The organism is Legionella cherrii (genome assembly GCF_900635815.1).
Lineage (GTDB): Bacteria > Pseudomonadota > Gammaproteobacteria > Legionellales > Legionellaceae > Legionella > Legionella cherrii.
Genome location: NZ_LR134173.1, coordinates 3,671,505 through 3,697,180, shown reverse-complemented (window position 1 = coordinate 3,697,180; position 25,676 = coordinate 3,671,505). Strand labels below are relative to the sequence as shown.

The window sequence follows — 25,676 nt, the reverse complement described above, 5'->3', positions numbered from 1 at the left end:
TAAAGAAATTTAAAAAAAAATTTTAATGAGTGATGAGGACCTGGCGGTTTTGACGCTACCAGGCTACCTCACTTTAAGGTTGATTATTAAATTTTCGCCAAAAGCGCTGCTTTAGTTTGCTCATCAACAAAAGCAGCGTCTATCGCCATACGAGTAATAGAATTCATTATCTCATCACTATAGCCGTAGGAGTTTTGTACTCGCTGGTACTCCTGACCCAATGTAGTACTCATAAAAGGAGGATCATCTGAACTGATGCTGACTTTTATTCCTGCATCATAAAATTTAGGAAAAGGATGTTCGTTCATATTCTTAAACAATCCCAAAAAGATATTACTAGTAGGACAAACTTCCAGAGTAATATCCCTATCCTTTACCATAGCCATGGTTTCTGGTGAATAAATTGAATTGACACCATGTCCTATGCGTTTTATCGGTAGATTTTCCATCGCTTCGACCATCCCGCTTGCAGGCGCAAATTCACCAGCATGGACTGTACACTGTAAACCCGCATCAGCAGCAATGTGGTATGCCTTGCTAAATAATTTAGGAGGGAATTTTGCTTCATCACCACCTAAACCAAATCCGGTGACGCAGGGAAATTTATCTTTATGGGCTTGTTTGGCGACTCGTTCTACTGCTTCAACACCAAAATGTCGAACAGCAGTAATTAAAATCCGTCCTATGATATCGAATTGTTCCTTAGCATCATCAATTGCTTGTTGAATCGCTGCTAAATGTTCTGCGGAAGGGATTTTACTGGCGAGTTCAGCATGATCAGGGGAATACATCATCTCTACATAGATTGCATTTTCTTGAGCACGAGCACGTAAGTAATCTAAAGTAATATCATAATAATCCTGAGGATATCGAATGACGGATGCAAGCGTATCATATACTTTTAAAAAATCGAGAAAGTCTTTGGATAAATAGCTTTTCCCGTCAGGAGCGACTAGGCCTTGAGGGAGTATCAATTTATTGCGCGCAGCCAGCTTTGCTGCTAATTCAGGAGTGATAGATCCTTCCAAATGAACATGTAACTCTGCTTTTTTTACACTCATCTTTTCGCCTCTAATTCTTTTAAAGTAAGAATAATGGTAACTTAGATGAAAAAGCTATAAAATAGTTGGTTTAAATTAAAGTTATTTTGGATTAGTTATGAACTCAAATGATATAGATAAAGCCTATGTAAGTCCTTATGACAAATTTTTATTTGAATTTGATGCAACTCATGATAAGTCCGCATCACAAATTAAAGAAATTAATAAGCACAAACGTATTTCTCTAATGCGTGATAATAAAGATTATAAGAATGAAAAAGGTGAAATTTGGGAAGAGTTTTAAGCTTTTATCATCTAGCCATACCGTCCCATACTAGGGATGTATGCTCAGTCCCGGATAACGACTCTTTTTAATCCGGGCTACAATGCACCGCTTAGCGTCTATACCTCTTGCCTCAAAATTCTTAAAGCGACGCCATTGATCGCCATGACACATTCCGTACGTAGTGAAAAATCGCAATGGTGTGGAAAGAGCATCAGTAGGATGCTCTTTCCAGGAGAGCCATCATCGTAAACTACCTAGGATGACGGTCTTATGAGGGAATAAATGAGTTTTTAACCCAAGAAAAAATGCAATAATTTATAGGCTAAAATCGTTAAAATGGACGCCGCAGGCAAAGTCAGAACCCATGACATAAAGATGTTGCGAATTACAATCAGATTTAATGCACCGATACCTCGTGCCAGACCAACCCCAAGAACGGCTCCCACTAATGTTTGGGTTGCGGAAACTGGAATTCCTGTGCTTGTGGCAACGACAACGGTTGTTGCCGCAGAAAGAGTTGCTGCAAAGGCACGGCTGGGTGTAAGCGCCGTGATGGCACTACCTACGGTTTCAATTACTTTTCTTCCATACATCAGCAGTCCAGTTACCACACCAACGACACCTAACAATATAATCCACGCTGGATAATTATTGGCATTAAAAGTTTGATGTGAATCCATAACCAAACTATGGATGATTGAGAGGGGGCCCACGGCTAACGCTACATCGTTGGAACCATGGGCGAAAGCCATTGCACATGCAGTCATTGCCATAAGTACAGCAAAATACTTTTCAACTTGGATGAAACGTTCTCTACGTCTTATTCTATGATGTTCGGGAATACGTTTAATAAAGATCATCCCTATAATCGTAATAATGATGCTGGTTGCTAAGGTTACCGCTAGATTTTGTTTAAAATTCAGGTGAATATGGAAATGATTGAGTCCCTTAAATACCGTGATAAAAGATAAAATAGAGCCGATAAGAAAAAGGTAAATAGGAATATATAATTTCGCTTTAGTTAAAGGGTTACTTTTGACAAAAATAGTTTGTTGAATGCTGGTAAATAATATAAAAGCGGTGATTCCTGAAATCATGGGAGAAGTGACCCAGCTTATGGCGATGCGACTTACTTGATTCCAATGAATTGCTTGAGGTCCTAATACTATGGTGCCAAAACCGACCATGGAACCTACCAATGCATTGGTAATCGACACAGGAACTCCAAGATAACTCGCAAGATTCATCCATATAGTGCATGCCAATAAAACCCCCAACATACCCTCAATAAGGATCAAGGGTTGTCCTGAGAGTTGACTGGAATTAATAATTCCATCACGCATTGTTTCGGTAACGCCTGTCCCTCCTAAAAATGCGCCGGCAAATTCAAAAATTATGGCGATCAGCATCGCTTGTTTCACTGTAACTGCTTTTGAGCCCATGGTTGTGCTCATGACGTTGGCCAAATCATTAGCACCAACACCCCAAGTCATCATAAAACACAAGATGACCGCTATAACAAGATATATAATTGAATAATCCATAGAATTTGACTACCGAGCTATTAGAATTTGAAGGCGACTACCCACATGTTGGGCACCATCGGCTAAATCATCAATCCATTGGACCAGTTTATAGAGGAAAATTGCATCAATTGCAGATAATTCTTTTTCGATTTCAAAAATACGATGCCTAATATCTGTTAGACGTTCATCGCTGTCATGTTCAATCTCATAAAGGGTTAAGATCATTTCTTCTACAATCTTAACTTCAGAGCCCCTGAAACCTGTTTCCAACAATTCATCTAATTCATTGATTGCTTTACACGCCTGTTTTGATGCATCTAGGCAACGGCTTAAAAAAGGCATAAAAATAGGAATGAGCGTCTCTGGAATGAGCATTTGCCTACTAATAATCAGTGTGGCAATATCTTCCGCTTTATTCGCAATGAAATCCTGGGCACTAAGTAGTTCAAGAAGATCAGTACGCGAAACAGGGAGAAAAAGCCCAGTCGGTAAGTGGAGACGTAAATCTCTTTTAATTAAGTCAGCTTCTTTTTCGAGAGAAATTATTTTTTCTTTTATTTTATCAGCTGTTGTCCAATCTTTTTTTAGGACTGCTTCAAAAAATGGGTAGAGCTGCTTGGCGCATTGGTGTACTTTCCGCATGTGTTGTTCTATTGGTCTTATCGGTGAAGGACCAAACATATTAAATATGCTACCCATGATGTTCGCATCTCTTAAGCAAATTTTGGAGAAGTATACCCCAAACTTTTTCAGGAACAAAACAATTGAATTAGGGATCAAGTATTTTTTTACTTGATCCATGGATTTTTCAAGAGAGAATTAGGAAGAGCCCCTAAAGCTAAAAATATTTTTATTTTATTCCATTGTTTTTTTATATTGGTCTACAATCGATATTAGGGTTTACCATAATATATTTTCCCTTACATGAAATTCATGGATGATTATCAGGGACAAGGAGTTCGGGATGAAGCGATTTTGGTTAATCGGTTTATTATTGTTGGCAAATAATGTGTTTTCGCAAACGCTAATCACCAAGGTGATTGAACTGCATTATGTCCCTGTTCAAAAAGTGATTCAATTAGTGCAACCCCTGTTGCAATCCGGAGAAAAAATAAGTGGTTCTGGGCAAACTTTAATCGTGCAAGTTTCTCCTCAGACATTAACCCAAATTAGAACCGTATTGCATCAAATTGATGTACCCCCTGTAACATTTAAAATTTCAATTTATCAAGGGGACCCTAATTGGCTTAGTACACAAAATGAAAATTCTGTGACCTATAGTTCGCAGTCTCCAGCTGAGGTGAAGCGTTCACAATCAGTTAAAGTAATGAGTGGCGAATCTGCCTTTGTCTCTACTGGAGAAGAAGTGCCAATCATCACCTCGGTAGGTGCGGGATTTTTTACAGGAATAGCTTACGAACAACATCAGATAAAAAATGGATTGCTGGTTCAACCGGTGATGCGTGGTTCAAAGGTCGAGTTAAAAGTGCGTCGAGTACGTGAACAACAAAATCCCGCAGGTGGACAGCAATTTGATAATCAAAATATAGATACAACTTTAATGGTCCCATTAAATAAGTGGGTTTCTTTGGGAACTCCTGAGGGAACAGAGGATACTGACTCTTCCTCTGTGTCTTATACCGCTGGAAGGCCTTTTTCTCAGCAAGCAACACTTTATGTAAAGGTTACAGTGGAGCATGATTTTTAATCATGTTCGTATAAAAAATATACAATTGGTATATAATTAATATAAACCTAATAAATAAACTAACCCTTCGGGAGGGCTCATGGCAATTATAAGCTCGCTGGCTAATCATTTGCTGATTGCAATGCCTTCTCTAAATGATCCTAATTTTGAAAGAACAGTGATTTACATTTGTGAACATCACGAACAAGGATCTGTAGGTTTAATTGTCAATCGCCCCATGCAATTTCCCCTTGCCATCGTTTTTGAGCAATTACATATTGAGCCAGTTCGTATGGAGCAAAGCAAAATGCCTTTAATGTTTGGTGGGCCAGTACAACCTGAAAGGGGATTTGTGATTCATAAACAATTTGGTGGGTGGCGATCCAGCTTGTTTTTACAAGATGAGGTGACGGTAACTACATCAAATGATATTATTCGTGCCATCGCAGAAGATAAAGGACCTAAAGATGTTTTAATTACTTTAGGTTATGCTGGATGGGTGGAAAATCAATTGGAAAAAGAAATTCTTGAAAATACTTGGTTGGTTTGTCCTTATCGCTCGGAGATTTTGTATGAGGTTCCCTTCGAGGATCGTTGGGAATATGCAGGGTCCACTTTAGGGATTAGAATGAGCCAACTCAGTTCAAATGTCGGCCATGCCTAGTCCTGTTTTTTTAGGTTTTGATTTCGGTTATAAACGCATTGGTGTTGCAGTAGGTCAACAATTAACGTGCAGCGCCTCCCCTTTAGCGACTTTGAGTGCCCGATCCGGTGTGCCTGATTGGGGTTTGGTTGCCAAAGTCATTGCTGAGTGGTCCCCTCAAGCATTAATTGTAGGTATTCCTACCTGTATTGATGGCAGTGAGTTATACACAACTTCCGCTGCGCGCCGATTTGCCAAGGAATTGCGTAAGCGATTTACTTTACCGGTTCATTTAGTTGATGAACGGCTTTCAACGGTTGCGGCTAGGGAGCAATTGTTTGCACAAGGTGGATATCGTAAAATCAAGCAATCTGAGGTAGATAGTATAGCGGCTTGTGTTATACTGGAGCAATGGCTACAACATCCTGAATAGGGTCTTTCCGCATTCTACTGGCATAGCCACATACAACCCAAGTCATCCCTCGCTATGGTCGGGATGACATGAATTCATGGCTCAATCTAGCGAAGCGGGAAGAGACCACAGAGTCCTAGCGGTTTAGTTAAAAAATAAGGTTTTTATGAATCATTTCTTAGAAATTAGTCAATTATCACGTCAACAAATTGAATCCATACTACAACGTGCCGTGTATTTCAAAAATCAGAATCATTATCCATCATACGCACAATATACGGTGGCAAATTTATTTTATGAAAACAGTACGCGAACTCGGGTAAGTTTTGAATTGGCTGCAAAGCGTTTATCCATGCCAGTAATCAATCTAGACCTACACAGCTCTTCAGAAACTAAGGGAGAGACCATTGAGGATACAGTTCGCACCCTTGCAGCTATGGGAATTCAATATTTTGTAATTCGCCATCGTCAAAATGGGTTACAGCAAAATTTGGCCCAACAAATTGGGGATTTAGCCCATATAATTAATGCAGGTGATGGTACCCATGCACATCCAAGCCAAGCTTTGCTTGATATGATGACAATCCTTGAGCGAAAACCGCGATTGGATCAATTAAAAATAGCAATTCTGGGAAATATTAGGCACTCAAGGGTGGCGAATTCTTTTCAATGTATTTGCGCTCAATTGGGAGTGGGTGAGCTTGTCATGGTTGCTCCGGAGATTTGGCAACCTCAGACAGTGCATTATGGACGAGTAACCCATGATTTACGCGATGGATTAATCGATGCGGATGTAGTGATTTGTTTGCGTGTGCAACATGAACGTTTAGCAGCGTCCGATCATTTGGATCTCGATACTTATCGACGTGATTTTGCTCTAACCAAAGAAAATCTGACGTATGCTAAACCTGACGTGATGGTGATGCATCCGGGACCTATAAATCGAGGTATTGAAATAGACAGTGATGTTGCAGACGGGGCACATTCTTTTATACTGAGTCAAGTTGCAAATGGCGTTTTTGTACGCATGGCAATTTTTGATGCATTAAGTCATCAAGTGTAATATCAAGCACCGCAGAGGACAGTATAATTTAAATGGACCATCCAAGGATATAGCTTTCTCTTGGTCACAAAATAAGAATCTTGGGGAAAAGTCAGATTTGAGTGCAAATAGGGCTTTTCAATAGGATGTGCATCAGATTCAGAAGGATATACCCATGAGCGATCGCTATCAGCATGTATGCATTTTAGTATTGCTGAGTTTTTATTGTTTGCTTTTCTATTTTATTTTTAAGCATTATCAACGAGTTGATTTCTCTTCTTTTTATTTATCGTCTCAGGCATTAATGCAAGGCGAAAATCCTTATAGAAATTTCTTTACTACGTTTTTGCCCGCTATAAAAATATTGCCTGCTAATTTAAATCCACCGTTTGTTTTGTGGGGATTTAGTTTTTTAACGCGATTAAGCTATTCCAACGCATTACTTGTTTGGGTTTGCATTTCTTTCATTTTAGGCATAATTGGAGTAACTATTAGTTTTTATTATGCGTTTTCGCATCGTTTTTTGCAGAAACATTATATCAATGTGTATCTTCTATATTTTGCATTTTTTCCCACACTAATGAATCTGGTGACTCAGCAATTTGGATGTATTTTATTGTTTTTAATTATGGGGGGGTATTATTTTTATTTAAATGATCGTGACTATCGTGCAGGTATATTCTGGGGCATTATCATTGCGATCAAATTATTTCCCGCTTTGTTATTTTTCTATGTTTTAAAACAAGGCCGTAAACGAGTTTTTGCAATCATGTTGGTTACTTTATTAGTGGCTGCAAGTCTTCCCCTCCTGGCTCATGGCCCGGTGGTTTATGAGCAATATTTTAGAATGATGCGAGGGGTGTTTTGGTATGGGGATGATTGGAATGCCTCAATTTATGGGTTTATTTTTCGTCTATTTTTTGGAGGAGAGAAACTCCCTAACATGTTTTATTTGAAATTAGTCAATCTGTGTTATGGGATTTTATTTTTATTTTTGCTTCGATGGTATTGGCGAAAACTAGGTCCAAATCAAAAGGATCCGGTAAATCATCAACCCTTTTGTCTGACTTTAGCAATGATGTTATTTCTGAGCCCTTTTGGATGGATGTATTATTTTCCAGTGTTAATTCTTCCCATGATACTTATTTGGTTTGTGGCATCAGAAGAACAAGACTTTTCGACAAAAACCATGTTGATGTGGTTCTTATGCCTATTTCTCCTCAATTTTCCTATTGATTATGTAAACAGCCAAGAAATGTCTAATGTTTGGGTCCGAATCAGTTTTTTCTCCAGCCATTTTTATGGTTTATCACTTCTATGCTATCTATTAAGCAAAAGAAAAAACATCTATGGAAATAATGAGCTCCAATCTGGTGAACCAATCCATTATTCAATATCGACAATGATCATAATTTTCGTCTTAGGAGTGTTCGTTCCGGTAATCTATTACCTCATACGTTTGCTCAATTTAACTTTTAATTTGGAATTAACCTAACTGCCATTAGGAATCCCCTCTCGAGAGTTAGGGGTGAGGGTTCGTTAGTTAAAATCAATACCCTTATCCGCCCTTACGGACACCTTTCCCCAGCGGGAGAGGGGAGTTTAACGACAATCCCCTTTATCCCGGAGTGCGTAATGCATGCCTGAAGGATAATGCTTGTTGTAAATGCTCTAAGCATACCCGGCTGCTTGCGTGTATGTCAGCAATAGTTCGAGCAACTTTCAATAAACGATGATATCCCCGGGCAGACAGTTTGAGTTGCAGCATAGACTGTCGTAAAAAATCGTGTTCCTCAGAACCTAATGCACAAATTTTTTCACATGTATTTGCTCCTAAATAAGCATTAAGACAATCTTGTCGCGCCAACTGTATGGCTCGTACTTTAATAACCTGCTCTCGGATCAGATCACTTTGTTTATGAGGATTACTATTCGGGGTAACTAATTCCTCTTGAGTGAGTGCCTGGACGGAGATATGCATGTCAATACGATCCAGTAAAGGTGCTGAAATTTTGGCATGATATCGCTTGATGCGATCAGGGCTACACAAACAGTTCGCCTGAGGATTGCCCCATTGTCCACATGGGCAGGGATTCATGGCTGCGATGAGCTGAAATTTCGCTGGAAATTCTATTTGTGCTGCCGCTCTTGAAATGCATATTGTTCCTGATTCCAGAGGTTGTCTTAAGGTTTCTAGGACTTGTCGATCAAATTCAGGTAACTCATCCAAAAATAAGACCCCATGATGTGCCAGAGATATTTCCCCTGGTTTTGGGGGATTTCCCCCACCAACTAAAGATACGGGGGAGGCAGTATGATGGGGGGTACGAAAAGGTGGGGAGCACCATTCACTAAAATCAGGTAATTTACCGCGTATGGAGTTAATGGCGATACATTCTAAGGCTTCTGCTTCAGATAAGGGGGGCAATAGAGTCCTGAATCGCCTGGCTAACATGGTTTTTCCGCTTCCAGGAGCACCATTGAGTAAAATACTGTGTCCGCCATATGCGGCAATTTCCATTGCTTTTTTCGCATGAAACTGACCTTTAATATCAGACCAATCGTCTGTATAGCGCATGGAGCATGATTCAGGTTTAGGGGGGAGGAATTGTAATGAAGTTCCTTGACACAGGTAGCTGCATACTTCACGCAAGTTATTTGCACTATAGATGTTTTGATATCCGGTCAAGGAGGCTTCATGTGCATTAGCACTGGCGATAATCAGTGAGCTTTTTTCTTTGTTTGCCGCTAAGACAGCTGGAATAATAGCGGAAATGCCTCGAAGCTCGCCACTCAAAGCAAGTTCGGCTATAAACTCATGGTCGGTTAATTGGTTTTGAGGAATTTGCTTGGAAGCAGCAAGAATACCAAGAGCGATTGGTAAATCAAAACCACTTCCTGTTTTAGGTAAATCAGCAGGCCCCAAATTGACAGTAATTTTTCGGCAGGGAAATTCAAACTGGCTATTAATAATCGCAGAGCGGACTCGATCCTTGCTTTCTTTCACGGCGGTTTCGGCAAGGCCTACGATTGTAAAACCAGGCAAACCATTCGATAAATGAACTTCTACTGACACCGGTTGTGCCAATATCCCCACAGTACTACGTGTTTTAGTAAATGCAAGATTCATTGCTTCTTCCTGTGATGTTGGACTAATTGTTCGACAAAATTTCCTATTAGAGCATAACCTGCATTTTTTCCTTTATTGCTTCGTTATCTCTATCTATTGACTTAAGTAAACTCTGTTCCTCGAATCAGGGATGTCTTAGAATCTAAAACAAAGTTTATAGGCTTATATTATTGTCGCTTGAGCTTATGCTGCTATTGCTTTTGTTCTTTATTAAGCTGGGTCATTAAAACATCGACTTGCTTTTGAAGGTGTTCTACTTTTTCTCGGGTTCGTGCCAGAACTTTGGTTTGTACATCAAACTCTTCGCGAGTAATCAGATCCATATGCGCAAAAGCTGCTTGTAACACTTCTTTAAATTTTTGTTGGATGTCTTTTTCAATGTTTTGTAGACTTGGGGGAAGAGCAGCAAAAAGTTTTTTTGCTAAATCGTCAAATTGTTTGGGGTCGAACATAATCACTCCATGTTTGTTTTTGTAAAGAGTCTAACAAAAGTATTATCACAGCGGAATATATTATGAAAATGATTATGGCAATTATTAAGCCTTTTAAACTGGATGATGTACATGAAGCGTTAATGGAAATAGGAGTGCCAGGGATAACTATTTCTGAAACTCGAGGCTTTGGACGACAAAAAGGTCATACGGAGCTGTACCGAGGTGCTGAATATGTAGTTGATTTCCTTCCTAAGATTAAAATTGAATTGGCCTTGCCTGATGATATGGTTGAATCGGCAATTGAAGCGATTTGTAAATCTGCGTATACCGGAAAAATTGGTGATGGCAAAATTTTCGTTTATGAGTTGCAGCAAGTGGTCCGCGTGCGTACCGGAGAAATTAATGCAGATGCTTTAACCTAACCCCCTCCATACCAATAAATGGCACGTTGGGTAATGACTGCATTAAGCTGGATATCCCAGGGTTCGGGTTCAATGGAATCGACACGTTGAAATTGGTAAGCGACACCAAATAAAGGACAATTTTCTCTACCTTTAAAGGTCCGATCGTAATAACCAGCTCCCATACCAAGGCGATTACAACGTACATCAAAAGCAACTAATGGCACTAAGGCTAAGTCTAATTCTTCAACAGGAATGGATAAATCAGGATCAACATCGGGTTCAGCAATCCCGTAACGATTTTTTTGGAAGGGGGTATCCGATGTTGCTGGTAAAAAAGAAAGAGTTAAATTTTCTTCATTAAGAACAGGAAAATAACAGATTTTTCCTTGTGAGAGCGCATTCCTCCAAAGTTCATCCACATCAATTTCACCGTTAATTGCAAAATAAAGTGCGATTTGTTTGGCATTTCGATATTGCTCTAACAAGCGAATGCGATTGCATACTTGACTAGAAGCTGCGGCACGATACGAAACAGATATCTTAGAGCGTATTTGTTTCATCGTATCTCTTAAAGCCTTTTTGACTTGATCGGTCATACAATTATCGGTGTATTATTCTCTTTAAATTATCGATTCTTTATTGTAAAAATTCAAGGTATTGAAATCCTCTAAAAAATTTGTCACTCTGAAATCTTAGGAAATTGCAAATTTTTTTATAAAAAACTAGGCAAGGAAGAAAAAATAAGGTATATAAGCCGTCCTGGTTTTTTGTGATCCTTTGATATTAGGATCTGTTGACAATTCTACGGTCAACAGCCCCTAGATTCCATGTACAGTATAACTCATTGAGAGAATGGTATGAGTGATTTATTTGAAGATGATGAAGATGCTGTTGTAGAAGTCGGAGAAGACTTCGTTGATGTTGATAGTGAGTTGGATGTTGAAGCCGAGGTTACCGAAGTGGTTCCTAATGGTTTAGACGCCCGTAGACGATTGGAAAATATGTTGGATGAAAAACGTTTGCGTGATGAGCTGGACGATTTTGGCGATTATTAACCTCCCTCGTCAATAAACACTCGTATTAGATGCAACTGCTTTTTCTAGAATAATAGGTTTAAGTAAGTAATGACACGAACACGAGTACTGACTGAAGGGGACAGCAATTTTGCGTTTCCAATTGATGATCGCATTTTTTTGGGCGAGGGTTTGTTTGAAACGCTTAAAGTGGAGAGTGCTAGACCATGTTGTGCTTTTTTGCATTGGCAACGTTTAAATGATTCTGCGCAAAAGCTAGGCATCCCCTTTGATCTTTCTTTTAAGCAATGGCGAGAGCATCTGCTTCATAAAATTAAATGCGATAATTTATATCATGGTGGTATTAAAGCAATTTTAAGTGGAGGCTCCGCACCTAGGGGCCTAGCAGCTCAGGGACAGATAAGCCAGCTTATATTCCAGACTTTTAACTATACCGTGGAAACTCATCCACTCCGATTGGTTAGCGCGCCGTGGTTAAGAGATGGAAATAATCCTATATATCAAGTTAAATCGGTCAACTATTTAGAGGCTATTTTGGCCCGACGTCAAGCAAATGCTTTAGGTGCTGATGAGGCGTTGTTTTTTAACTTGCAGCATCATGCAACCGAAACTACCTGTGCGAATTTATTTTTGATACAGGATAAGTGCCTGCTGACTCCTCCTGTAACCGATGGCGTACTTCCTGGAGTTACCCGTTCAAGGATTTTGCAATTGTCGAAACAACAGGGCTTAATTTGCAGGGAAGTTTCTTTGACAAAAACAATGTTAAAAGAAGCCGATGTTCTTTTTGCAACTAATTCCTTGCAGGGGATTCGTCCGATATGTTCCCTGGACGATATTACATTTTCGGTAGAGCACCCATTACTTAGTCAATTATCTTCTTCTCTGAGTATTTGCGACGAAAGTAATTAAAATGCATGACCTTGATAATACACAACAGCACGATGATTAAACTTGCTATTAGGATTCCTTTACTTTTATAAAATGCCCCTTGTTTTAATAAAGCCTCCATTCCCGCATATCCAAAATAGGTGTAAATGATTTCAGCGGGTATAAGAAACAAAAAAGTAGTAATAAGATAAGGTCGGAATTTTATCGTAGTGATTCCTAAGCCATAATTGACTAGATTAAAAGGAACAATCGGGAATAATCGCAGAATGGCAACAATGATCCACCCTCGTTGCTCTACGGCGGAGATTAGTTTTTTTAGTCTTTTTCCTTTTCTTTGAGAAAACCAGTCATAAACGAGATGCCTGGTGATCAAAAAGGAAAAAGCAGCACCACTTGTGGCGCCTAATAAATTGAGGAGGGTTCCAAAAAAGGGTCCAAACAGAGCTCCTCCTGCTAAAGTGATCACCATCGTGGGTAAGAACATAATCGTTGCAAAACAATATATAATTAAAAATAAAAGCGGTGCAAGCCAGCCTAGATGGTCAACCCAGTTAATAATCTCACTTGAATATTTTTGAAAAAAAAAGGCAGTGGTAATTAGGAATACCAAGGCTAAAACAATAAAGATAGTTTTAGCAGGATGAATAATACGGAAATTCATAGGATTTGTTTTGGCGTCGGATAAGTTTGTGTCAGTGAACGCACGGCGGCCCTTAATAATCAAATTTATCAAGAAGTCTATTACACCTGGTTATACGTTGCAATCTTGAAAAAAAATGATTGATTGGGTATAACCGAATGCGAATTTTTTATAAGAGATACACTAACATGGAACAAGTTACTTGGAAGGAAAAACAAAAGCAGCGTGCCCGTAAGTGGATTAAAGCGCTATTAGTACGCTGGTTTAAAGTAGAGTTGCGTGGTAATTATCAACCCGAACCTAACTCAGTAATTGTTGCAAATAGAACTTCCACCATTGATTTGCTTTTGCTGGCAGCTTTTTTACCTGAGCAATTGACTGTAGCTTTTCCGCCACACTCATCAAGTAAACTTCGGATGAAGATGGTGGGGCTATTTGCTGATGTGATTACCATTGATTCGACCAATGCTTTTGCAGCAAGGGCGTTGATAAAAGCGATACGAGAGGGAAAGCGTTGTGTTATTTTTCCTCAAGGAATAGGTGTGCAGGAAGAGAGCTTGAAAGTTTTTGATGCTCCGGGAATGGTGTTACAAAAAGCAGGATCATCGGTTATCCCAATACGTATTGATGGTGCTCAGCACAGTATTTTCTCTATAAGCAAAGACAAACACCTTATTCGTTTATTTCCCAAAATTATTTTGCATGTATTGCCGACACAGTCCTATATGCAGGACAAAAATAAGCAACTTGACAGAAATTCAGTGAGCACACGTTTGTTTCGTTTGATCAGTGAGTTAACTTTTGCAAACAGCTTCCAACCTATGTCAATGTTCGAGGCTCTTATTCAAGGAGCTGCGTTAGGAACAAAGAACAAGGCATTAATTGAAGATGCAAATCGTGCTCCCTTAACCCATAAGCAATTTCTTGCGCGTTGTTTTATTTTGGGTCGACAAATTAAAAAACAGACCCAGGTTGGAGAACATGTAGGCGTCATGTTACCTACAACTATTGCGGGGATGGTAACCTTTTTTGCGTTGCATGCATATCGACGTATCCCTGCTATGTTAAATTTTAGTCTCGGTCTCCATAGTTTGTTGGTTACCTGTAAGGTTGCAGAAGTAAAAACAATCTATACGGCAAGGCAATTCATCACCACAGCGAAACTGGAAGATTTGGTCGTCGGATTACAGAACGCAGGAATAAACGTTTTCTTTCTCGAAGATTTTAAGTCTTCAATTAATTTAGGCCATAAACTTTCCGGATTACTAAAGGGACGATTTTCTTCCCGAGCATATCAACTCATTGGTGACCCGGTATCTCCGGAAGATACGGGCGTGATATTATTTACGTCCGGTTCAGAGGGAATTCCCAAAGGAGTCGTCTTAACCCATTCAAATTTACAGGCGAATTGCGCCCAGTTGACTTCGCGAGTTGACTTTTCTTTTCGGGATAAATTTTTTAATTCCTTACCTATCTTCCACTGTTTTGGATTAACTGCCGGTTCAATTCTTCCTCTAATACATGGAATTAGTTGCTTTTATTATCCTTCTCCTTTGCATTATAAAATAATTCCGGGTTTGGTTTATCAAACCGGGGCTACTATCATGTTTGGAACTGATACTTTTTTAACAGGTTATGCTCGAGCTGCAGAACGACATGATTTTAGCAGCGTGCGTTACATTTTTGCTGGCGCCGAAAAAGTGAAGCCTGAAACCATTCGCCATTGGATAGATACTTTTGGTGTAAAAATTTATGAAGGCTACGGTGCTACTGAAGCCGCACCTGTAATTTCCATGAATTGTCCTCTAGCTTCTATCCCAGGGAGTGTCGGGATGTTATTACCATTTATGGAAAGTCGAATTCAACCTGTAGATGGCATTGCTGAAGGAGGACGCTTAATAGTACGCGGTCCTAATGTAATGAAGGGCTATCTCTCTTCCGAAAAACCAGGAGCGCTGATTTCTCCAACGGATGGATGGCATGATACTGGAGACATAGTCACGATGAACGACGAAGGGTTTATTACCATTGCGGGTCGTGCAAAACGGTTTGCCAAGATCGCAGGTGAAATGGTCTCTCTTACTGCAGTAGAGGGCATTGCTTCGTCGATTTGGCCTGAATTATTACATGCTGCAGTGAGTAAGAAAAGTCCAAGAAAAGGAGAAGCAATTATCTTGTATAGCGAGGCAACCAATGCGGATAAAGCAAGTTTTGTGAAAAGAATACAAGAACTGGCTTATTCTGAATTACTTATCCCGCAACAGATTGTTCCAGGAAGCAAGATTCCAGTTCTGCCTTCAGGAAAAATTGACTATTTAACCATTGAAAATGAACTGAAAGAAGAATTAGTTTAGCTGTAACTGAGTGTAGAAACAAAACGGTCATTAAGTAGAATAAATCCTCTCTCCCGCTTGTGGGAGAGAGGTAGGGGGGCATTAATCACAATCAATACCCTCATCTGCCCTAATGGGCGCCTTCTCCCCAGAGGGGAGAAGGGAATTTCTTAAATGGGAGAACCGCGGGTAGATTTTATTTCTTCAAAACATAACTACCTGGCGCATCCATTATAGGTTTTAATGGGAGTTTATTAAAATCAGGTGCAGGTATGAGTTTTCCAGAATGGGGTTTTAACCACTTCAACCATTCCGGCCACCACGAGCCAGGATGTTCTGTTGCTTGTTCCAGCCATTGCTCTGCATGAGCAGGAGCATGAGGGTTCACTTTATAGCCGTATTTTTTCGCCTCAGGTGCATTGATAATTCCTGCAATATGACCTGAGCCTCCGAGAACAAAGCGTTTAGGGCCATTCATCATTTTAAAGCCTAAGTAGGTGGTTTTCCATGGTGCGATATGATCTTTTTCAGTGGAGAGGAAAAAGGTGGGAATGTCAATTGTGCTGATATCAATTGGGGTATGGTTAAGATGGATCTTGCCTGGCTTAACCAAATCATTGTGCAGATACATCCATCTTAAATATTGAGAATGCATTGTTGCTGGCATATTGGTGCAATCAGAGTTCCAGTACAATATATCAAAAGGCACAGGGTTTTTACCACGCAGATAATTTTTAATAAAAAACGACCAAATCAGGTCATTTGCTCGTAGGGAGTTAAAACTTGAAGCCATAAATTTTCCTGCAAGATATCCTTTTGACTTCATTTCATCTTCAAGTTTGGCAATTTGTTGTTCATCAATAAAAACGGCAATATCACCTGGATCACTGAAATCAATCATTGACGCTAAAAAGGTGGCACTACGAATCGAGTCATCTTGATGTGCCTTATTGTACGCAAGTAACATGCACAGAAGTGTTCCACCGATACAAAATCCCATGGTATTAACCTGCGCTGCATTCAGTTGTTTTCGAATGATATTAATCGCAGTTGATGGCCCTTCATTTAAATAATCATACAAACTTTTATGAGAAAAATTGGAGTCTGGATTAACCCAGGAAATAATAAATACAGTAATTCCCTGTTTCACTAACCAGCAAATGAGTGAGTTATGCGGGCTTAAATCCATAATATAATATTTGTTTATCCAAGGCGGGATAATAAGAAGAGGAATCGATTTTACTTTGGCTGTTTGCGGCGCATACTGGATAAGCTCCATCATGCTGTTGCGAAAGACTACTTTCCCAGGAGTCACAGCGATATTTTCACCCAGTTTAAACGCATCTGTATCCGTCATTTTTATCATGAGGCGCGGGGACTCAACTTCCAAATCAGAGAGTAAATTATGCAAGCCATGTAATAAATTTTTACCATGGCTTTTCAATGTCTCATCCATAAGCTGAGGATTGGTATGAACAAAATTAGCCGGAGACAATGCATCTAAATACTGCTTGGTAAAAAATTGCAGACGTTTTGCGGTGTTTTTGTCAGGGTATTCCAATTGTTCAAATAAAGAATTCATATGCTGACTGGCTAAAAGATAGTGCTGAGTTAACATATTGAAAAATGGATTATTGAGCCATTCTTCCTCGCGAAAACGAGGATCAGGAATAGGCATGGGAGTTCCATTTAACCAATGTTGCATTTGAGATTGCGCTAAATTAATAGCATCTTGCCAGTATGCGAGTTGCATTTCCCAGATTTTTTCTGGATTCTGCAACAGAATAGTCATCACATTTTGAAAATGTTCCGTGAGCTCAATATATTGATTGATAATTAATGAAAGTTGTAATGGCGTTTCCTTTATATCGGAAATAATTTGCAGGCTTTTTTCAGCGATAGCTTGTAATAACTCACCAAGTTCTTTGTCATGGGTCATCCTAACTCCTCTTAGACAAATTAACAGGAGTATATTTTGGTTTTTTTATTGGTATTTAGCAAGTTTTATTGTTTTTGAAAAAAGCATTGATTGTCTCATGAGATTTATCAATATCTTCTTGGGTTTTTGTTTTCACTGTGGTCCAAAATGAGGGTTGAGCTTTATAATGGAAATAGGGCTTGATAAATACACAACTTAAAATTCTACAAAAGTTATAGAATTTTTCTTTGAAACCCCTATGTTTGTCTATTCCATGGCCTTCTGCATTGATATAGGCCTGCTCATATTTGTCTTTATCGTGTTGCTCGGCACTATCTTTTTTACAAATACCCAAAGTAATATCCATAAGCGACTTACTGAGTGTTAAAGCGGCCTGACCAGCCTCTTTATCTTTTTCTTTTATTCGATATCCATCAAGCTCAATGGGATAGATGGCAGCAAACGTATGATGGTATTTATTGTCTACTATTCGCTTGTCTGATGCCAATGTTTCAATTAGCGGATCAAATACTGAATCAAAAGTAGCCGCCTCTACTCTATTTTTTGTAAATAAGCTTTCTTTAAAATTTTGGATAGCGACTAATTGTTCCTGAGTGATGCATATGCCTTTAACTGCTTCTATAACTAAAGGCTCTAGAACGGTGTTAATTTCATCTACTCCAAATTCTTTTGAGTCTTTTTTGGCTTTTCTTTTCCCGGTTGAGATGGCATGTCCACATAATGCAAAACTGGCTTTTTTGAGTGCAGTTTCATTTTTATTGGGTTCAAGCAAATACTTTAAAAAAGCACTACGAAGCTCAATTTGCACTGCTAGCATAATAAATATCTTTTCGTAAATAAGGTGACAATTATTATACAATAAGATTGTTGTTAGATCATTAAGTCTTTTTATTGAAAGGCCACGCGGTTCTGACGAAGGCATACATGCTTTGAAAAAATAACATATTGCAACCTACCATTCTCTAATTTTTCCTTGATGCCAGAAATAACCGCTTTTCTTTTTTTTATTGACCAGCTCATAGAGTTCTTGTGCTGTTTGGGATGGGTGTTTGGGAGCGTTGTTGGTGCCCATATCCGTTTTGACCCAACCCGGGTCAAAACTTGAAACCGTAATTTCAGGTAACCTTTCTGCTAAAAGTAAGGTATACATATTGAGGCATGATTTGGACATTTTATAATGGGGTACCGAAGCGGAATCATTGGAACTAAAAGCACCCCATCCTGAAGAAATATTAATGATTTGAGCATTAGAATTTAAAAGTGGAATGCATTGTTCCGTTAATTCAAGGGTGCCGAATACATTAATCGCAAAGGTTTCTTTTAACTCGCGCATGTTAATTTTTTTTTCGCGCCAATCTTCCAGTAAAACGGCAGCGTTGTTAATTAAGACATCAATTTTTGGTAATTGTTTTGCAAAGTGGTTAATTTGTTCGGAATCCAATAAATTCAGCGGATAGATTTTTAGATTCTTGTGTGTTAGGGGAGTATGGCCATTCGTTGATGTGCCAATAACGTGCCAACCCTGTGCTAGGAAGATTTTAGCTGTTTCCAGTCCTATCCCTCGACTAATCCCTGTAATTACAAGAGTACTCACAGTATTTCTCCATATTGTAGCCTGGGTGAAGCGTAGCGGAAACCAGGACTTTTTGTCGTCATCCCTGGTTATACTCGGGATGACCGGTCGCTATGCTTCTTTATTAATGTTTAAAATGTCGGACGCCAGTGAAGACCATAATGAGCCCATGCTCTTCAGCACAAGCAATTATTTGTGAATCTCTGATTGAGCCACCTGGTTGAATAATAGCAGAAATACCTGCTTCTGCAGCAATCTCTACGGTATCGGGAAAAGGGATAAAGGCATCAGAAGCCATGACTGCACCATGAGTGTCAAATCCCATTTGTTCTGCTTGCCAAAGACCGATGCGGGCGCTCATAACGCGGCTGGTTTGGCCGCCTCCCAGTCCTATGGTGGCCGCATCTTTAGCATAAACAATGGCGTTGGACTTAACATGTTTTACAGCACGCCAGGCAAACATTAAATCATTCATTTGCTGTTCAGAGGGTTTATTTGGGGTCACGGTTTTTAATTCATAACTTCCGAGCGAGAGTGAATCATGTTCTTGAACAAGTAACCCGCCATCTACTTTTTTCATGTTCAAGCGAAATGTCTCATCTTGTTTCCAGGTTCCAGTCAACAAGACACGAATATTTTCTTTGCTGGCAAGAACTTTTTTGGCTTCATTACTGACATCAGGTGCTACAATGACTTCTACAAATTGTTTTTCCAGAATGGTTTTTGCGGTATTGGCATCCAATGTTTGGTTAAAAGCAATAATGCCGCCATATGCTGATGTAGGATCACATTGAAAGGCTTTGAGATAAGCATGAAGAAGTGAATCCCCGATGGCAATGCCACATGGATTGGCGTGCTTGACAATAACACAGGTTGGTTTTTCGCAAGCAAAAGATTTAACACAATCTAATGCAGCATCGGCATCCAAAATATTGTTATAGGACAATTGCTTCCCTTGAATTAATTGTGCAGCACCCAGCGAGCCCGATGCACTATTTTTATCAACATAAAAAGCAGCTTGTTGATGGGGATTTTCTCCGTAGCGTAAGTCGGTTATTTTGTTAAATTGACAGGTAAGGACTTCAGGAAATCCACAGGGGGTGCAATTTTTATCTAAAGTGGTCAGATAATTAGTAATTGCTGCATCATAGGCTGCTGTATGAGCGAAGGCTTTTTTAGCTAAGGTGAATCCCCAGTCAGAAGGAGTTTTTTGGGTTTTTAAGTAGTGAATCAGTTCTGCATAATCCTCAGGCTTTACTACCACAAAGGTGTGTGCATGATTTTTTGCCGCCGAGCGAATCATAGCGGGTCCACCAATATCAATATTTTCTATAGCCTCATTGAAATTACAGTCAGGGCGGCTGATGGTTTGTTCAAAAGGGTATAGATTGATTACAAGTAAATCAATGGGCCTGATTGAATGTTCTCTGAGTGTCTTTGCATCTTTTTTCCCTCGTGCAAGTAAACCGCCATGAATAGCTGGGTGCAGTGTTTTAACTCGACCATCAAGCATTTCGGGAAAGCCTGTGCACTCACTGACATCGGTAACTGGCAATTCATTCTCTCTGAGTATTGCAGCGGTATTTCCTGTTGCAATAAGTTCTACACCTTGTAGGTGAAGTGCTTTCCCCAATTCAACAATGCCTCGTTTATCGGAAACACTAAGAAGGGCTCTTTTAGGGTGAAAAGCGGAAAATGTATGTTCTTGGGCCATTATAATTTCCTTAATAATCGTAACCTGGATAATCTCAGAATATGTGGTAATCGTCACCGAAAACTGCGGCATTATGCCTCATTTATGGATGTTGCCGCATTCGCGGCAATGACAAATAACTATTTGGTACTTATCGTTCCAAAATATTTACTTCAACAAAGCCTTATAAGATCAACTACTTTTTTGTAGGCTTAAACGCCAATAATGACCACCCACTAAGATTTTCCTGACGAACTACGACAAACATTGAGGCATAGGTTTTAATCAGTTCAGGTGCCTGTTCTTCCAGTATTCCGGATACAATGAGCATCCCTTCAGGATTTAATAGTTGTTGAAAACGTTCTTTCAGGGAAATTAATGGTGCCAATAAAATGTTAGCGATAATTAAATCTACAGGTTTAGATAGAGTATCAGGCATACCAATTGACAATTTACGCTCGTCCAGTTCGTTCGCTGAAGCGTTATTTTGAGTAGCTTGTAAGGCTTGCTGATCAATATCAACTGCATGTACTTCTGCGGCTCCTAATTTTAAAGCAGCCAAAGTAAGTATTCCTGAACCACAACCGTAATCAATAACTTCCTTATTTTTTAAATCAGCCTGTTCTAACCAGGTTAAACATAAAGCAGTGGTAGGATGAGTTCCAGTACCAAAAGCCAGGCCTGGATCTAACATGAGATTGACGGCATTGGGTTCTGGTGGAGTAGACCAGGTGGGACAGACCCATAAACGTTGTCCAAAACGTTGTGGTTTAAAATCATCCATCCAAGCCCTTTCCCAATCTTTGTCTTCCAAAATCTCTAGGGTGCATGCCAGCTCAGGGTGATTTTGCAGTATGTGATCGCGAGTAAACTGTGCTTGGAAGACTTCTGAAAATAAGGCCTGAATAACGACTTCAGGCCATAGCGGAGTTGTTCCTGGTTCAGGTTCCAGAACTGGATTATCGTTTTTATCGGTCAGCATGATGGACAGCGCACCGAATTCTTCCAATTCATTGCTCAGCAATTCGATTTCTTGACTGGGACAATGTTCTATTTTTAATTGAAACCACACAGCATTATTCCTTCAACATTTTTTCCAAATAATGAATATTGGTACCACCAGCAATAAACGATTGATCATGGAAAATACGTTGATGTAACTCGATATTGGTTTTTATACCATCAATAATGATTTCATCGAGCGCATTTCGCATTCTTGCAATGGCTTCAGCACGAGTTTCCCCATAACTAATGAGCTTGCCTATCATCGAATCGTAATTGGGTGGGACTGTATAACTGCTGTAAATATGGGAATCAAAACGAATGCCTGGGCCACCGGGTTGGTGTAATAATTTAATTGTTCCTGGTGAAGGCATGAAGGTTTTGGCATCTTCTGCATTGATCCGACATTCAATTGCATGACCATGCAATTTGATGTCATCTTGCGTAAGAGTCATCGGGATGTCACTGGCAATTTTGATTTGTTCTTTAATCAAATCTACCCCAGTAATCATTTCGGTGACTGGATGCTCAACCTGAATCCGTGTATTCATCTCAATGAAGTAAAAACACCCATCCTGGTACAGAAATTCAAAAGTTCCAGCTCCGCGATATTTCAGCTCTTGGCACGCTTTGACTACTGAGTCACCAATTTTTTTTCTCAGTTCGGGGCTAATTCCGGGAGCAGGTGCTTCTTCAACTACTTTTTGGTGGCGTCTTTGCATAGAACAATCACGTTCACCTAAATGAATGGCTTTACCTTGACCATCCCCGAGTACTTGAAATTCAACATGGCGAGGATTTTCAAGGAATTTTTCCATATAAACAATAGGGTTATTAAATGCGGCTTTTGCTTCGCTGCGGGTAAGTGCAATGGAGTTAAGCAGGTTCGACTCACTATGTACCACACGCATACCTCGTCCACCACCACCGCCAGCTGCCTTGATAATAACGGGATAACCAATCTTGCTAGCAACTTCTAGATTCAATTGGTCATCATCAGACAAAGGGCCATCTGATCCAGGAACACAAGGAACTCCTGCCGCTTTCATCGCGTTAATGGCAGATACTTTGTCACCCATAAGGCGAATGGTATCACCTCGAGGTCCGATAAAGCGAAATCCACTTTGTTCGACTATTTCCGCAAAATCAGCATTTTCAGATAGAAAACCATAGCCAGGATGGATTGCTACGGCATCAGTAATCTCAGCAGCGGAAATAATTGCAGGAATATTCAGGTAACTTTTTTGTGCTGGAGCAGGACCAATGCAAACGGTTTCATCAGCAAGACGAACATGCAATAAATCTTTATCAACGTCTGAATGTACGGCTACCGTCTGAATGCCAAGCTCTTTACACGCGCGTAAAATACGAAGAGCGATTTCACCTCTGTTGGCGATAACAATTTTACTGAGCATGAATGCCCCCTCTATTCTATAACAAACAGGACCTGATCGTATTCCACAGGCTCTCCATTAGCGACGAGTATATCTACAATTTTACCGGCGCGATCCGCTTCAATTTCATTAAACATTTTCATGGCTTCAACAATACATAACACATCACCTGCTTTAACAGTCTGGCCAATCGTTACGAAAGGAGGACTTTCTGGAGATGGAGAAGTGTACATGGTACCCACCATAGGAGAACGAATTTTATGGCCTGGAGTGGTGGGCATTGCAGTCTTACTTTCTTGATGAGCAGTGGCTGCATGAACAGGCGCATTATTTGTCGGAGGTAGAGACTCCTGACGTGGCGCAGGGGTAGAAACGTAATGAACTTGAGGCGCTTCTATTGCAGGGGCACTGCTGTGACGGCTTAGTCTAAGCGACTCCTCACCTTCTTTAATTTCAATTTCAGAAATGCCAGTTTCTTCTAGCAATTCGATTAATTTTCTGATCTTACGAATGTCCATTGTTTGATTCTCTTTCAATAATTGATGTTAATGCTAATGAGTATCCTTGCGCACCTAAACCACTGATAGTACCTTTTGCAATATCAGAAAAATAAGAATGGTGACGAAAAGGTTCTCGGGAATAAATATTACTGATATGTACTTCAATAAATGGGATTGCCACAGCACATAAGGCATCCCTTAAGGCCACGCTGGTGTGTGTGAATCCTGCGGGATTAAAAATTATATAACTTACTTTGTCGATACTGGCTTGGTGAATTGCTTCAATTAATTCTGCTTCCGAATTGCTTTGACAACAGTTTAATGCGAAACCAGCTTGTGTTGCTTCTTTGATTAAACGCGAGTTGATATCAGCTAATGTCGTGACTCCATAAACTGAAGGCTCTCGAGTTCCCAGGAGATTCAAATTTGGTCCGTGCAAAACCAGAATTTTTTTCATGTATTAGTTAGTATCAAGCAATTTCGGCAGATTTTGCCTGATCTTCCTAAAATTGTCTATATATCTCCGAGGATATCCACAAGTTCTCTGCTTTTTTTATATTTTTTTCTTTATGGTCTTCACTGTACTATTTGCGCACTTTATACCAGTAACCTAGACTTTTACACGAGATAATGAAATTATTTTAAAGAGTCGACAGTTTTCTTTTTAAATCCTCCTGGAAAAGGAATTGATAATGCAGGAAATGCTTGAGGAGCAGGAGGTACAAAAAGTACAACCTGTAATATATCTTATTATCTTTATGATGATGATACTGGTGCAAATCTCTATCGATCAATATGTTCCTTCATTACCTGCTATTACCAAATCGTTTAATAGTACTGAATCATCAATTCAATTTACTTTATTTGTTTTTATGTTTGGACTGGGAATTTCCCATATTTTTTTTGGACCTTTATCCGATAAAATTGGACGTAAAATGCCCTTGATTTATGGTATAGGAATAAGTGTTATAGGGGCTCTCTGCTGTTTGCTTGCCCCTTCTGTTAACGTATTGATTTTGGGTCGGTTTTTACAAGGCTTTGGTATTGGTTCTTGTAGTTCCGTGGGACGCTCTTTAATCCGTGATCTTTTTACTGACCGGTATTTATCCAAAATTGCATCTTATGTGGGTGTTGCAAGTACGCTTCTTTTAGTCGCTTCGCCTATTTGGGGTGGGTTTATTCAAGAACATTTTGGCTGGAGGGCTAATTTTTTATTTATTTTTATTTTTGGCCTTACATTTTGGGTTTTTATACTGGTGGTCTTGCCTGAGACCAATAAAAATCTGAATCCTAATGCGACTAAGATAAGAGTAATACTGCAAAATTATGGCGCTTTATTAAAATCAAAAATTTTTTTAGGTTATACCCTATGTGCCTGTTTTGCATGCGCTGGCTTAATTGCTTACCTGACTATTGCCCCTTTTTTATTTCAAAATGTATTGGGACTAACCCCTTTAGAATATGGTCAATTGTCAATTTTTATTGCTGGTGCTATCTGTCTGAGTGGAATAATTAACAGTCAATTGGTGATGGTTAAAGGTGTTCCATACATGTTATTTATCGGTGTCTTTTTGATGATGAGTGGCGGCGGGATTATGCTCAGTTTTGCGCTTGCTGGAATCATGAATGTTCTGACAATTATGATCCCTATCGCTTTGTTTAGTATGGGGGCAGGGTTTACTTTTATTAACGCTTTTGCAGGAGTTTTTCACCCATTTCCACACATTGCAGGAACAGTGGCCGCCTTATATGTGAGTTTGCAAGATTTAACTGCCGCATTAACAAGTGGCATTATTGCAGTAACCAAGATACAGGGTCAGCTGTCCTTGGCTTTAATATTACTTGTATTAGGATTAGGGGCTTTGGCTGCATGGTATTATCAAAATTCAATCACTCGGTAGAAATGCGTTGAAATATTATTGCATGGGTGATAAAAAATTTTTCACTTATCTGGTCATTATTTTCCTATGAGTTTCACACCAAGCATCAAATAATAATTTAAAAAATGACAAAACTATGCTAGCTTGGATAAGTTTTAAAATTTATTAGTTGTGTTCGCAGGCGTAACTCACC

26 protein-coding genes are annotated in these 25,676 nt (G+C 39.5%); 11 read left to right on the top strand and 15 right to left on the bottom strand.

All coding sequences use genetic code 11. The features are described from left to right. Window positions 1-86: 86 nt before the first annotated feature. Window positions 87-1,061 carry an adenosine deaminase gene (locus tag EL022_RS15885; RefSeq protein WP_028380967.1) on the bottom strand — a complete coding sequence of 325 codons (975 nt, stop codon included), beginning with the start codon at window positions 1,059-1,061 and terminating at the stop codon, window positions 87-89. 97 nt (window positions 1,062-1,158) lie between these two features. Between EL022_RS15885 and EL022_RS15880 the strand changes: the two genes are divergently transcribed. Continuing rightward, window positions 1,159-1,344, top strand: a complete 186-nt coding sequence (locus EL022_RS15880) for a CBU_0585 family protein (RefSeq protein WP_028380968.1) — start codon at window positions 1,159-1,161, stop codon at window positions 1,342-1,344. Between the two features lie 272 nt (window positions 1,345-1,616). On the opposite strand, the gene EL022_RS15875 is transcribed toward EL022_RS15880, so the two are convergent. Both EL022_RS15875 and EL022_RS15870 read right to left on the bottom strand, forming a co-directional pair. Then, the gene (locus EL022_RS15875) at window positions 1,617-2,870 is read right to left on the bottom strand and encodes an inorganic phosphate transporter (RefSeq protein WP_028380969.1); all 1,254 of its coding nucleotides are present in this window, start codon (window positions 2,868-2,870) and stop codon (window positions 1,617-1,619) included. Between the two features lie 9 nt (window positions 2,871-2,879). Continuing rightward, a complete protein-coding gene (locus EL022_RS15870) occupies window positions 2,880-3,551 on the bottom strand; it encodes a TIGR00153 family protein (RefSeq protein ID WP_035900793.1) in 672 nt (223 codons plus the stop codon). 265 nt (window positions 3,552-3,816) lie between these two features. Between EL022_RS15870 and EL022_RS15865 the strand changes: the two genes are divergently transcribed. The 5 genes from EL022_RS15865 (at window position 3,817) to EL022_RS15845 (ending at window position 8,131) form a co-directional block, all read left to right on the top strand. Beyond that, the gene (locus EL022_RS15865; RefSeq protein ID WP_028380971.1) at window positions 3,817-4,560 is read left to right on the top strand and encodes a type II/III secretion system protein; all 744 of its coding nucleotides are present in this window, start codon (window positions 3,817-3,819) and stop codon (window positions 4,558-4,560) included. 79 nt (window positions 4,561-4,639) lie between these two features. Beyond that, a complete protein-coding gene (locus EL022_RS15860; RefSeq protein WP_028380972.1) occupies window positions 4,640-5,203 on the top strand; it encodes a YqgE/AlgH family protein in 564 nt (187 codons plus the stop codon). Continuing rightward, a complete protein-coding gene (gene ruvX, locus EL022_RS15855; RefSeq protein WP_028380973.1) occupies window positions 5,196-5,615 on the top strand; it encodes a Holliday junction resolvase RuvX in 420 nt (139 codons plus the stop codon). Before EL022_RS15860 ends, ruvX begins: the two co-directional genes overlap by 8 nt. Before the next feature lie 145 nt (window positions 5,616-5,760). Continuing rightward, on the top strand, window positions 5,761-6,657 hold the full coding sequence (locus EL022_RS15850) for an aspartate carbamoyltransferase catalytic subunit (protein WP_028380974.1): 897 nt from the start codon (window positions 5,761-5,763) through the stop codon (window positions 6,655-6,657). A gap of 154 nt (window positions 6,658-6,811) precedes the next feature. Continuing rightward, the gene (locus EL022_RS15845; protein WP_028380975.1) at window positions 6,812-8,131 is read left to right on the top strand and encodes a glycosyltransferase family 87 protein; all 1,320 of its coding nucleotides are present in this window, start codon (window positions 6,812-6,814) and stop codon (window positions 8,129-8,131) included. A gap of 123 nt (window positions 8,132-8,254) precedes the next feature. Here EL022_RS15845 and EL022_RS15840 read toward each other — a convergent pair whose 3' ends face one another. Both EL022_RS15840 and ubiK read right to left on the bottom strand, forming a co-directional pair. Beyond that, window positions 8,255-9,766, bottom strand: a complete 1,512-nt coding sequence (locus EL022_RS15840) for a YifB family Mg chelatase-like AAA ATPase (RefSeq protein WP_028380976.1) — start codon at window positions 9,764-9,766, stop codon at window positions 8,255-8,257. Between the two features lie 191 nt (window positions 9,767-9,957). Next, window positions 9,958-10,218 (bottom strand): ubiquinone biosynthesis accessory factor UbiK, encoded by a 261-nt coding sequence (gene ubiK / locus EL022_RS15835; protein ID WP_028380977.1) that lies wholly within the window; start codon window positions 10,216-10,218, stop codon window positions 9,958-9,960. A gap of 62 nt (window positions 10,219-10,280) precedes the next feature. Here ubiK and EL022_RS15830 point away from each other — a divergent pair, with 62 nt between their 5' ends. Beyond that, entirely contained in the window at window positions 10,281-10,622 is a 342-nt protein-coding gene (locus EL022_RS15830) for a P-II family nitrogen regulator (protein ID WP_028380978.1), read from the top strand. Here EL022_RS15830 and EL022_RS15825 read toward each other — a convergent pair. Next, window positions 10,619-11,200, bottom strand: a complete 582-nt coding sequence (locus EL022_RS15825) for a 5-formyltetrahydrofolate cyclo-ligase (protein ID WP_028380979.1) — start codon at window positions 11,198-11,200, stop codon at window positions 10,619-10,621. The two genes, EL022_RS15830 and EL022_RS15825, sit on opposite strands and share 4 nt — an antisense overlap. Window positions 11,201-11,461: 261 nt before the next feature. Between EL022_RS15825 and EL022_RS15820 the strand changes: the two genes are divergently transcribed. Then, a complete protein-coding gene (locus EL022_RS15820; RefSeq protein ID WP_028380980.1) occupies window positions 11,462-11,659 on the top strand; it encodes a PA3496 family putative envelope integrity protein in 198 nt (65 codons plus the stop codon). Window positions 11,660-11,728: 69 nt separating this feature from the next. Next, window positions 11,729-12,550: an aminotransferase class IV gene (locus EL022_RS15815; RefSeq protein ID WP_028380981.1), complete on the top strand. Its 822-nt coding sequence runs from the start codon at window positions 11,729-11,731 to the stop codon at window positions 12,548-12,550. On the opposite strand, the gene EL022_RS15810 is transcribed toward EL022_RS15815, so the two are convergent. Beyond that, window positions 12,504-13,190: a TVP38/TMEM64 family protein gene (locus EL022_RS15810; RefSeq protein WP_028380982.1), complete on the bottom strand. Its 687-nt coding sequence runs from the start codon at window positions 13,188-13,190 to the stop codon at window positions 12,504-12,506. The genes EL022_RS15815 and EL022_RS15810 overlap by 47 nt on opposite strands. A 167-nt stretch (window positions 13,191-13,357) precedes the next feature. Here EL022_RS15810 and EL022_RS15805 point away from each other — a divergent pair, with 167 nt between their 5' ends. Further along, window positions 13,358-15,523, top strand: coding sequence for an AMP-binding protein (locus EL022_RS15805; RefSeq protein WP_028380983.1), 2,166 nt, complete (start codon window positions 13,358-13,360; stop codon window positions 15,521-15,523). A 175-nt stretch (window positions 15,524-15,698) separates the two neighbouring features. On the opposite strand, the gene EL022_RS15800 is transcribed toward EL022_RS15805, so the two are convergent. From EL022_RS15800 to aroQ, 8 genes are all read right to left on the bottom strand, one after another. Then, entirely contained in the window at window positions 15,699-17,441 is a 1,743-nt protein-coding gene (locus tag EL022_RS15800) for a PHA/PHB synthase family protein (RefSeq protein WP_028380984.1), read from the bottom strand. Between the two features lie 55 nt (window positions 17,442-17,496). Next, window positions 17,497-18,258 (bottom strand): hypothetical protein, encoded by a 762-nt coding sequence (locus tag EL022_RS15795; RefSeq protein WP_028380985.1) that lies wholly within the window; start codon window positions 18,256-18,258, stop codon window positions 17,497-17,499. 135 nt (window positions 18,259-18,393) lie between these two features. Next, on the bottom strand, window positions 18,394-19,035 hold the full coding sequence (locus EL022_RS15790; RefSeq protein WP_028380986.1) for an SDR family NAD(P)-dependent oxidoreductase: 642 nt from the start codon (window positions 19,033-19,035) through the stop codon (window positions 18,394-18,396). A 103-nt stretch (window positions 19,036-19,138) separates the two neighbouring features. Beyond that, window positions 19,139-20,728: a bifunctional phosphoribosylaminoimidazolecarboxamide formyltransferase/IMP cyclohydrolase gene (gene purH / locus EL022_RS15785; protein WP_028380987.1), complete on the bottom strand. Its 1,590-nt coding sequence runs from the start codon at window positions 20,726-20,728 to the stop codon at window positions 19,139-19,141. Between the two features lie 175 nt (window positions 20,729-20,903). After that, entirely contained in the window at window positions 20,904-21,779 is an 876-nt protein-coding gene (gene prmA, locus EL022_RS15780) for a 50S ribosomal protein L11 methyltransferase (RefSeq protein WP_028380988.1), read from the bottom strand. 4 nt (window positions 21,780-21,783) lie between these two features. Continuing rightward, window positions 21,784-23,124, bottom strand: a complete 1,341-nt coding sequence (accC, locus tag EL022_RS15775) for an acetyl-CoA carboxylase biotin carboxylase subunit (RefSeq protein WP_028380989.1) — start codon at window positions 23,122-23,124, stop codon at window positions 21,784-21,786. 11 nt (window positions 23,125-23,135) lie between these two features. Continuing rightward, window positions 23,136-23,621, bottom strand: coding sequence for an acetyl-CoA carboxylase biotin carboxyl carrier protein (gene accB / locus EL022_RS15770; protein ID WP_028380990.1), 486 nt, complete (start codon window positions 23,619-23,621; stop codon window positions 23,136-23,138). Next, a complete protein-coding gene (gene aroQ, locus EL022_RS15765) occupies window positions 23,608-24,060 on the bottom strand; it encodes a type II 3-dehydroquinate dehydratase (RefSeq protein WP_028380991.1) in 453 nt (150 codons plus the stop codon). Before aroQ ends, accB begins: the two co-directional genes overlap by 14 nt. Before the next feature lie 244 nt (window positions 24,061-24,304). Between aroQ and EL022_RS15760 the strand changes: the two genes are divergently transcribed. Further along, the gene (locus EL022_RS15760) at window positions 24,305-25,504 is read left to right on the top strand and encodes a multidrug effflux MFS transporter (RefSeq protein ID WP_422386207.1); all 1,200 of its coding nucleotides are present in this window, start codon (window positions 24,305-24,307) and stop codon (window positions 25,502-25,504) included. Window positions 25,505-25,676 lie beyond the last annotated feature (172 nt).

Coding starts and splice junctions, on each gene's coding strand:
- EL022_RS15885 (WP_028380967.1), bottom strand. CDS start 1,061: ATGAGTGTAAAAAAAGCAGAGTTACATGTTCATTTGGAAGGATCTATC.
- EL022_RS15880 (WP_028380968.1), top strand. CDS start 1,159: ATGAACTCAAATGATATAGATAAAGCCTATGTAAGTCCTTATGACAAA.
- EL022_RS15875 (WP_028380969.1), bottom strand. CDS start 2,870: ATGGATTATTCAATTATATATCTTGTTATAGCGGTCATCTTGTGTTTT.
- EL022_RS15870 (WP_035900793.1), bottom strand. CDS start 3,551: ATGGGTAGCATATTTAATATGTTTGGTCCTTCACCGATAAGACCAATA.
- EL022_RS15865 (WP_028380971.1), top strand. CDS start 3,817: ATGAAGCGATTTTGGTTAATCGGTTTATTATTGTTGGCAAATAATGTG.
- EL022_RS15860 (WP_028380972.1), top strand. CDS start 4,640: ATGGCAATTATAAGCTCGCTGGCTAATCATTTGCTGATTGCAATGCCT.
- ruvX (WP_028380973.1), top strand. CDS start 5,196: ATGCCTAGTCCTGTTTTTTTAGGTTTTGATTTCGGTTATAAACGCATT.
- EL022_RS15850 (WP_028380974.1), top strand. CDS start 5,761: ATGAATCATTTCTTAGAAATTAGTCAATTATCACGTCAACAAATTGAA.
- EL022_RS15845 (WP_028380975.1), top strand. CDS start 6,812: ATGAGCGATCGCTATCAGCATGTATGCATTTTAGTATTGCTGAGTTTT.
- EL022_RS15840 (WP_028380976.1), bottom strand. CDS start 9,766: ATGAATCTTGCATTTACTAAAACACGTAGTACTGTGGGGATATTGGCA.
- ubiK (WP_028380977.1), bottom strand. CDS start 10,218: ATGTTCGACCCCAAACAATTTGACGATTTAGCAAAAAAACTTTTTGCT.
- EL022_RS15830 (WP_028380978.1), top strand. CDS start 10,281: ATGAAAATGATTATGGCAATTATTAAGCCTTTTAAACTGGATGATGTA.
- EL022_RS15825 (WP_028380979.1), bottom strand. CDS start 11,200: ATGACCGATCAAGTCAAAAAGGCTTTAAGAGATACGATGAAACAAATA.
- EL022_RS15820 (WP_028380980.1), top strand. CDS start 11,462: ATGAGTGATTTATTTGAAGATGATGAAGATGCTGTTGTAGAAGTCGGA.
- EL022_RS15815 (WP_028380981.1), top strand. CDS start 11,729: ATGACACGAACACGAGTACTGACTGAAGGGGACAGCAATTTTGCGTTT.
- EL022_RS15810 (WP_028380982.1), bottom strand. CDS start 13,190: ATGAATTTCCGTATTATTCATCCTGCTAAAACTATCTTTATTGTTTTA.
- EL022_RS15805 (WP_028380983.1), top strand. CDS start 13,358: ATGGAACAAGTTACTTGGAAGGAAAAACAAAAGCAGCGTGCCCGTAAG.
- EL022_RS15800 (WP_028380984.1), bottom strand. CDS start 17,441: ATGACCCATGACAAAGAACTTGGTGAGTTATTACAAGCTATCGCTGAA.
- EL022_RS15795 (WP_028380985.1), bottom strand. CDS start 18,258: ATGCTAGCAGTGCAAATTGAGCTTCGTAGTGCTTTTTTAAAGTATTTG.
- purH (WP_028380987.1), bottom strand. CDS start 20,728: ATGGCCCAAGAACATACATTTTCCGCTTTTCACCCTAAAAGAGCCCTT.
- accC (WP_028380989.1), bottom strand. CDS start 23,124: ATGCTCAGTAAAATTGTTATCGCCAACAGAGGTGAAATCGCTCTTCGT.
- accB (WP_028380990.1), bottom strand. CDS start 23,621: ATGGACATTCGTAAGATCAGAAAATTAATCGAATTGCTAGAAGAAACT.
- aroQ (WP_028380991.1), bottom strand. CDS start 24,060: ATGAAAAAAATTCTGGTTTTGCACGGACCAAATTTGAATCTCCTGGGA.
- EL022_RS15760 (WP_422386207.1), top strand. CDS start 24,305: ATGCTTGAGGAGCAGGAGGTACAAAAAGTACAACCTGTAATATATCTT.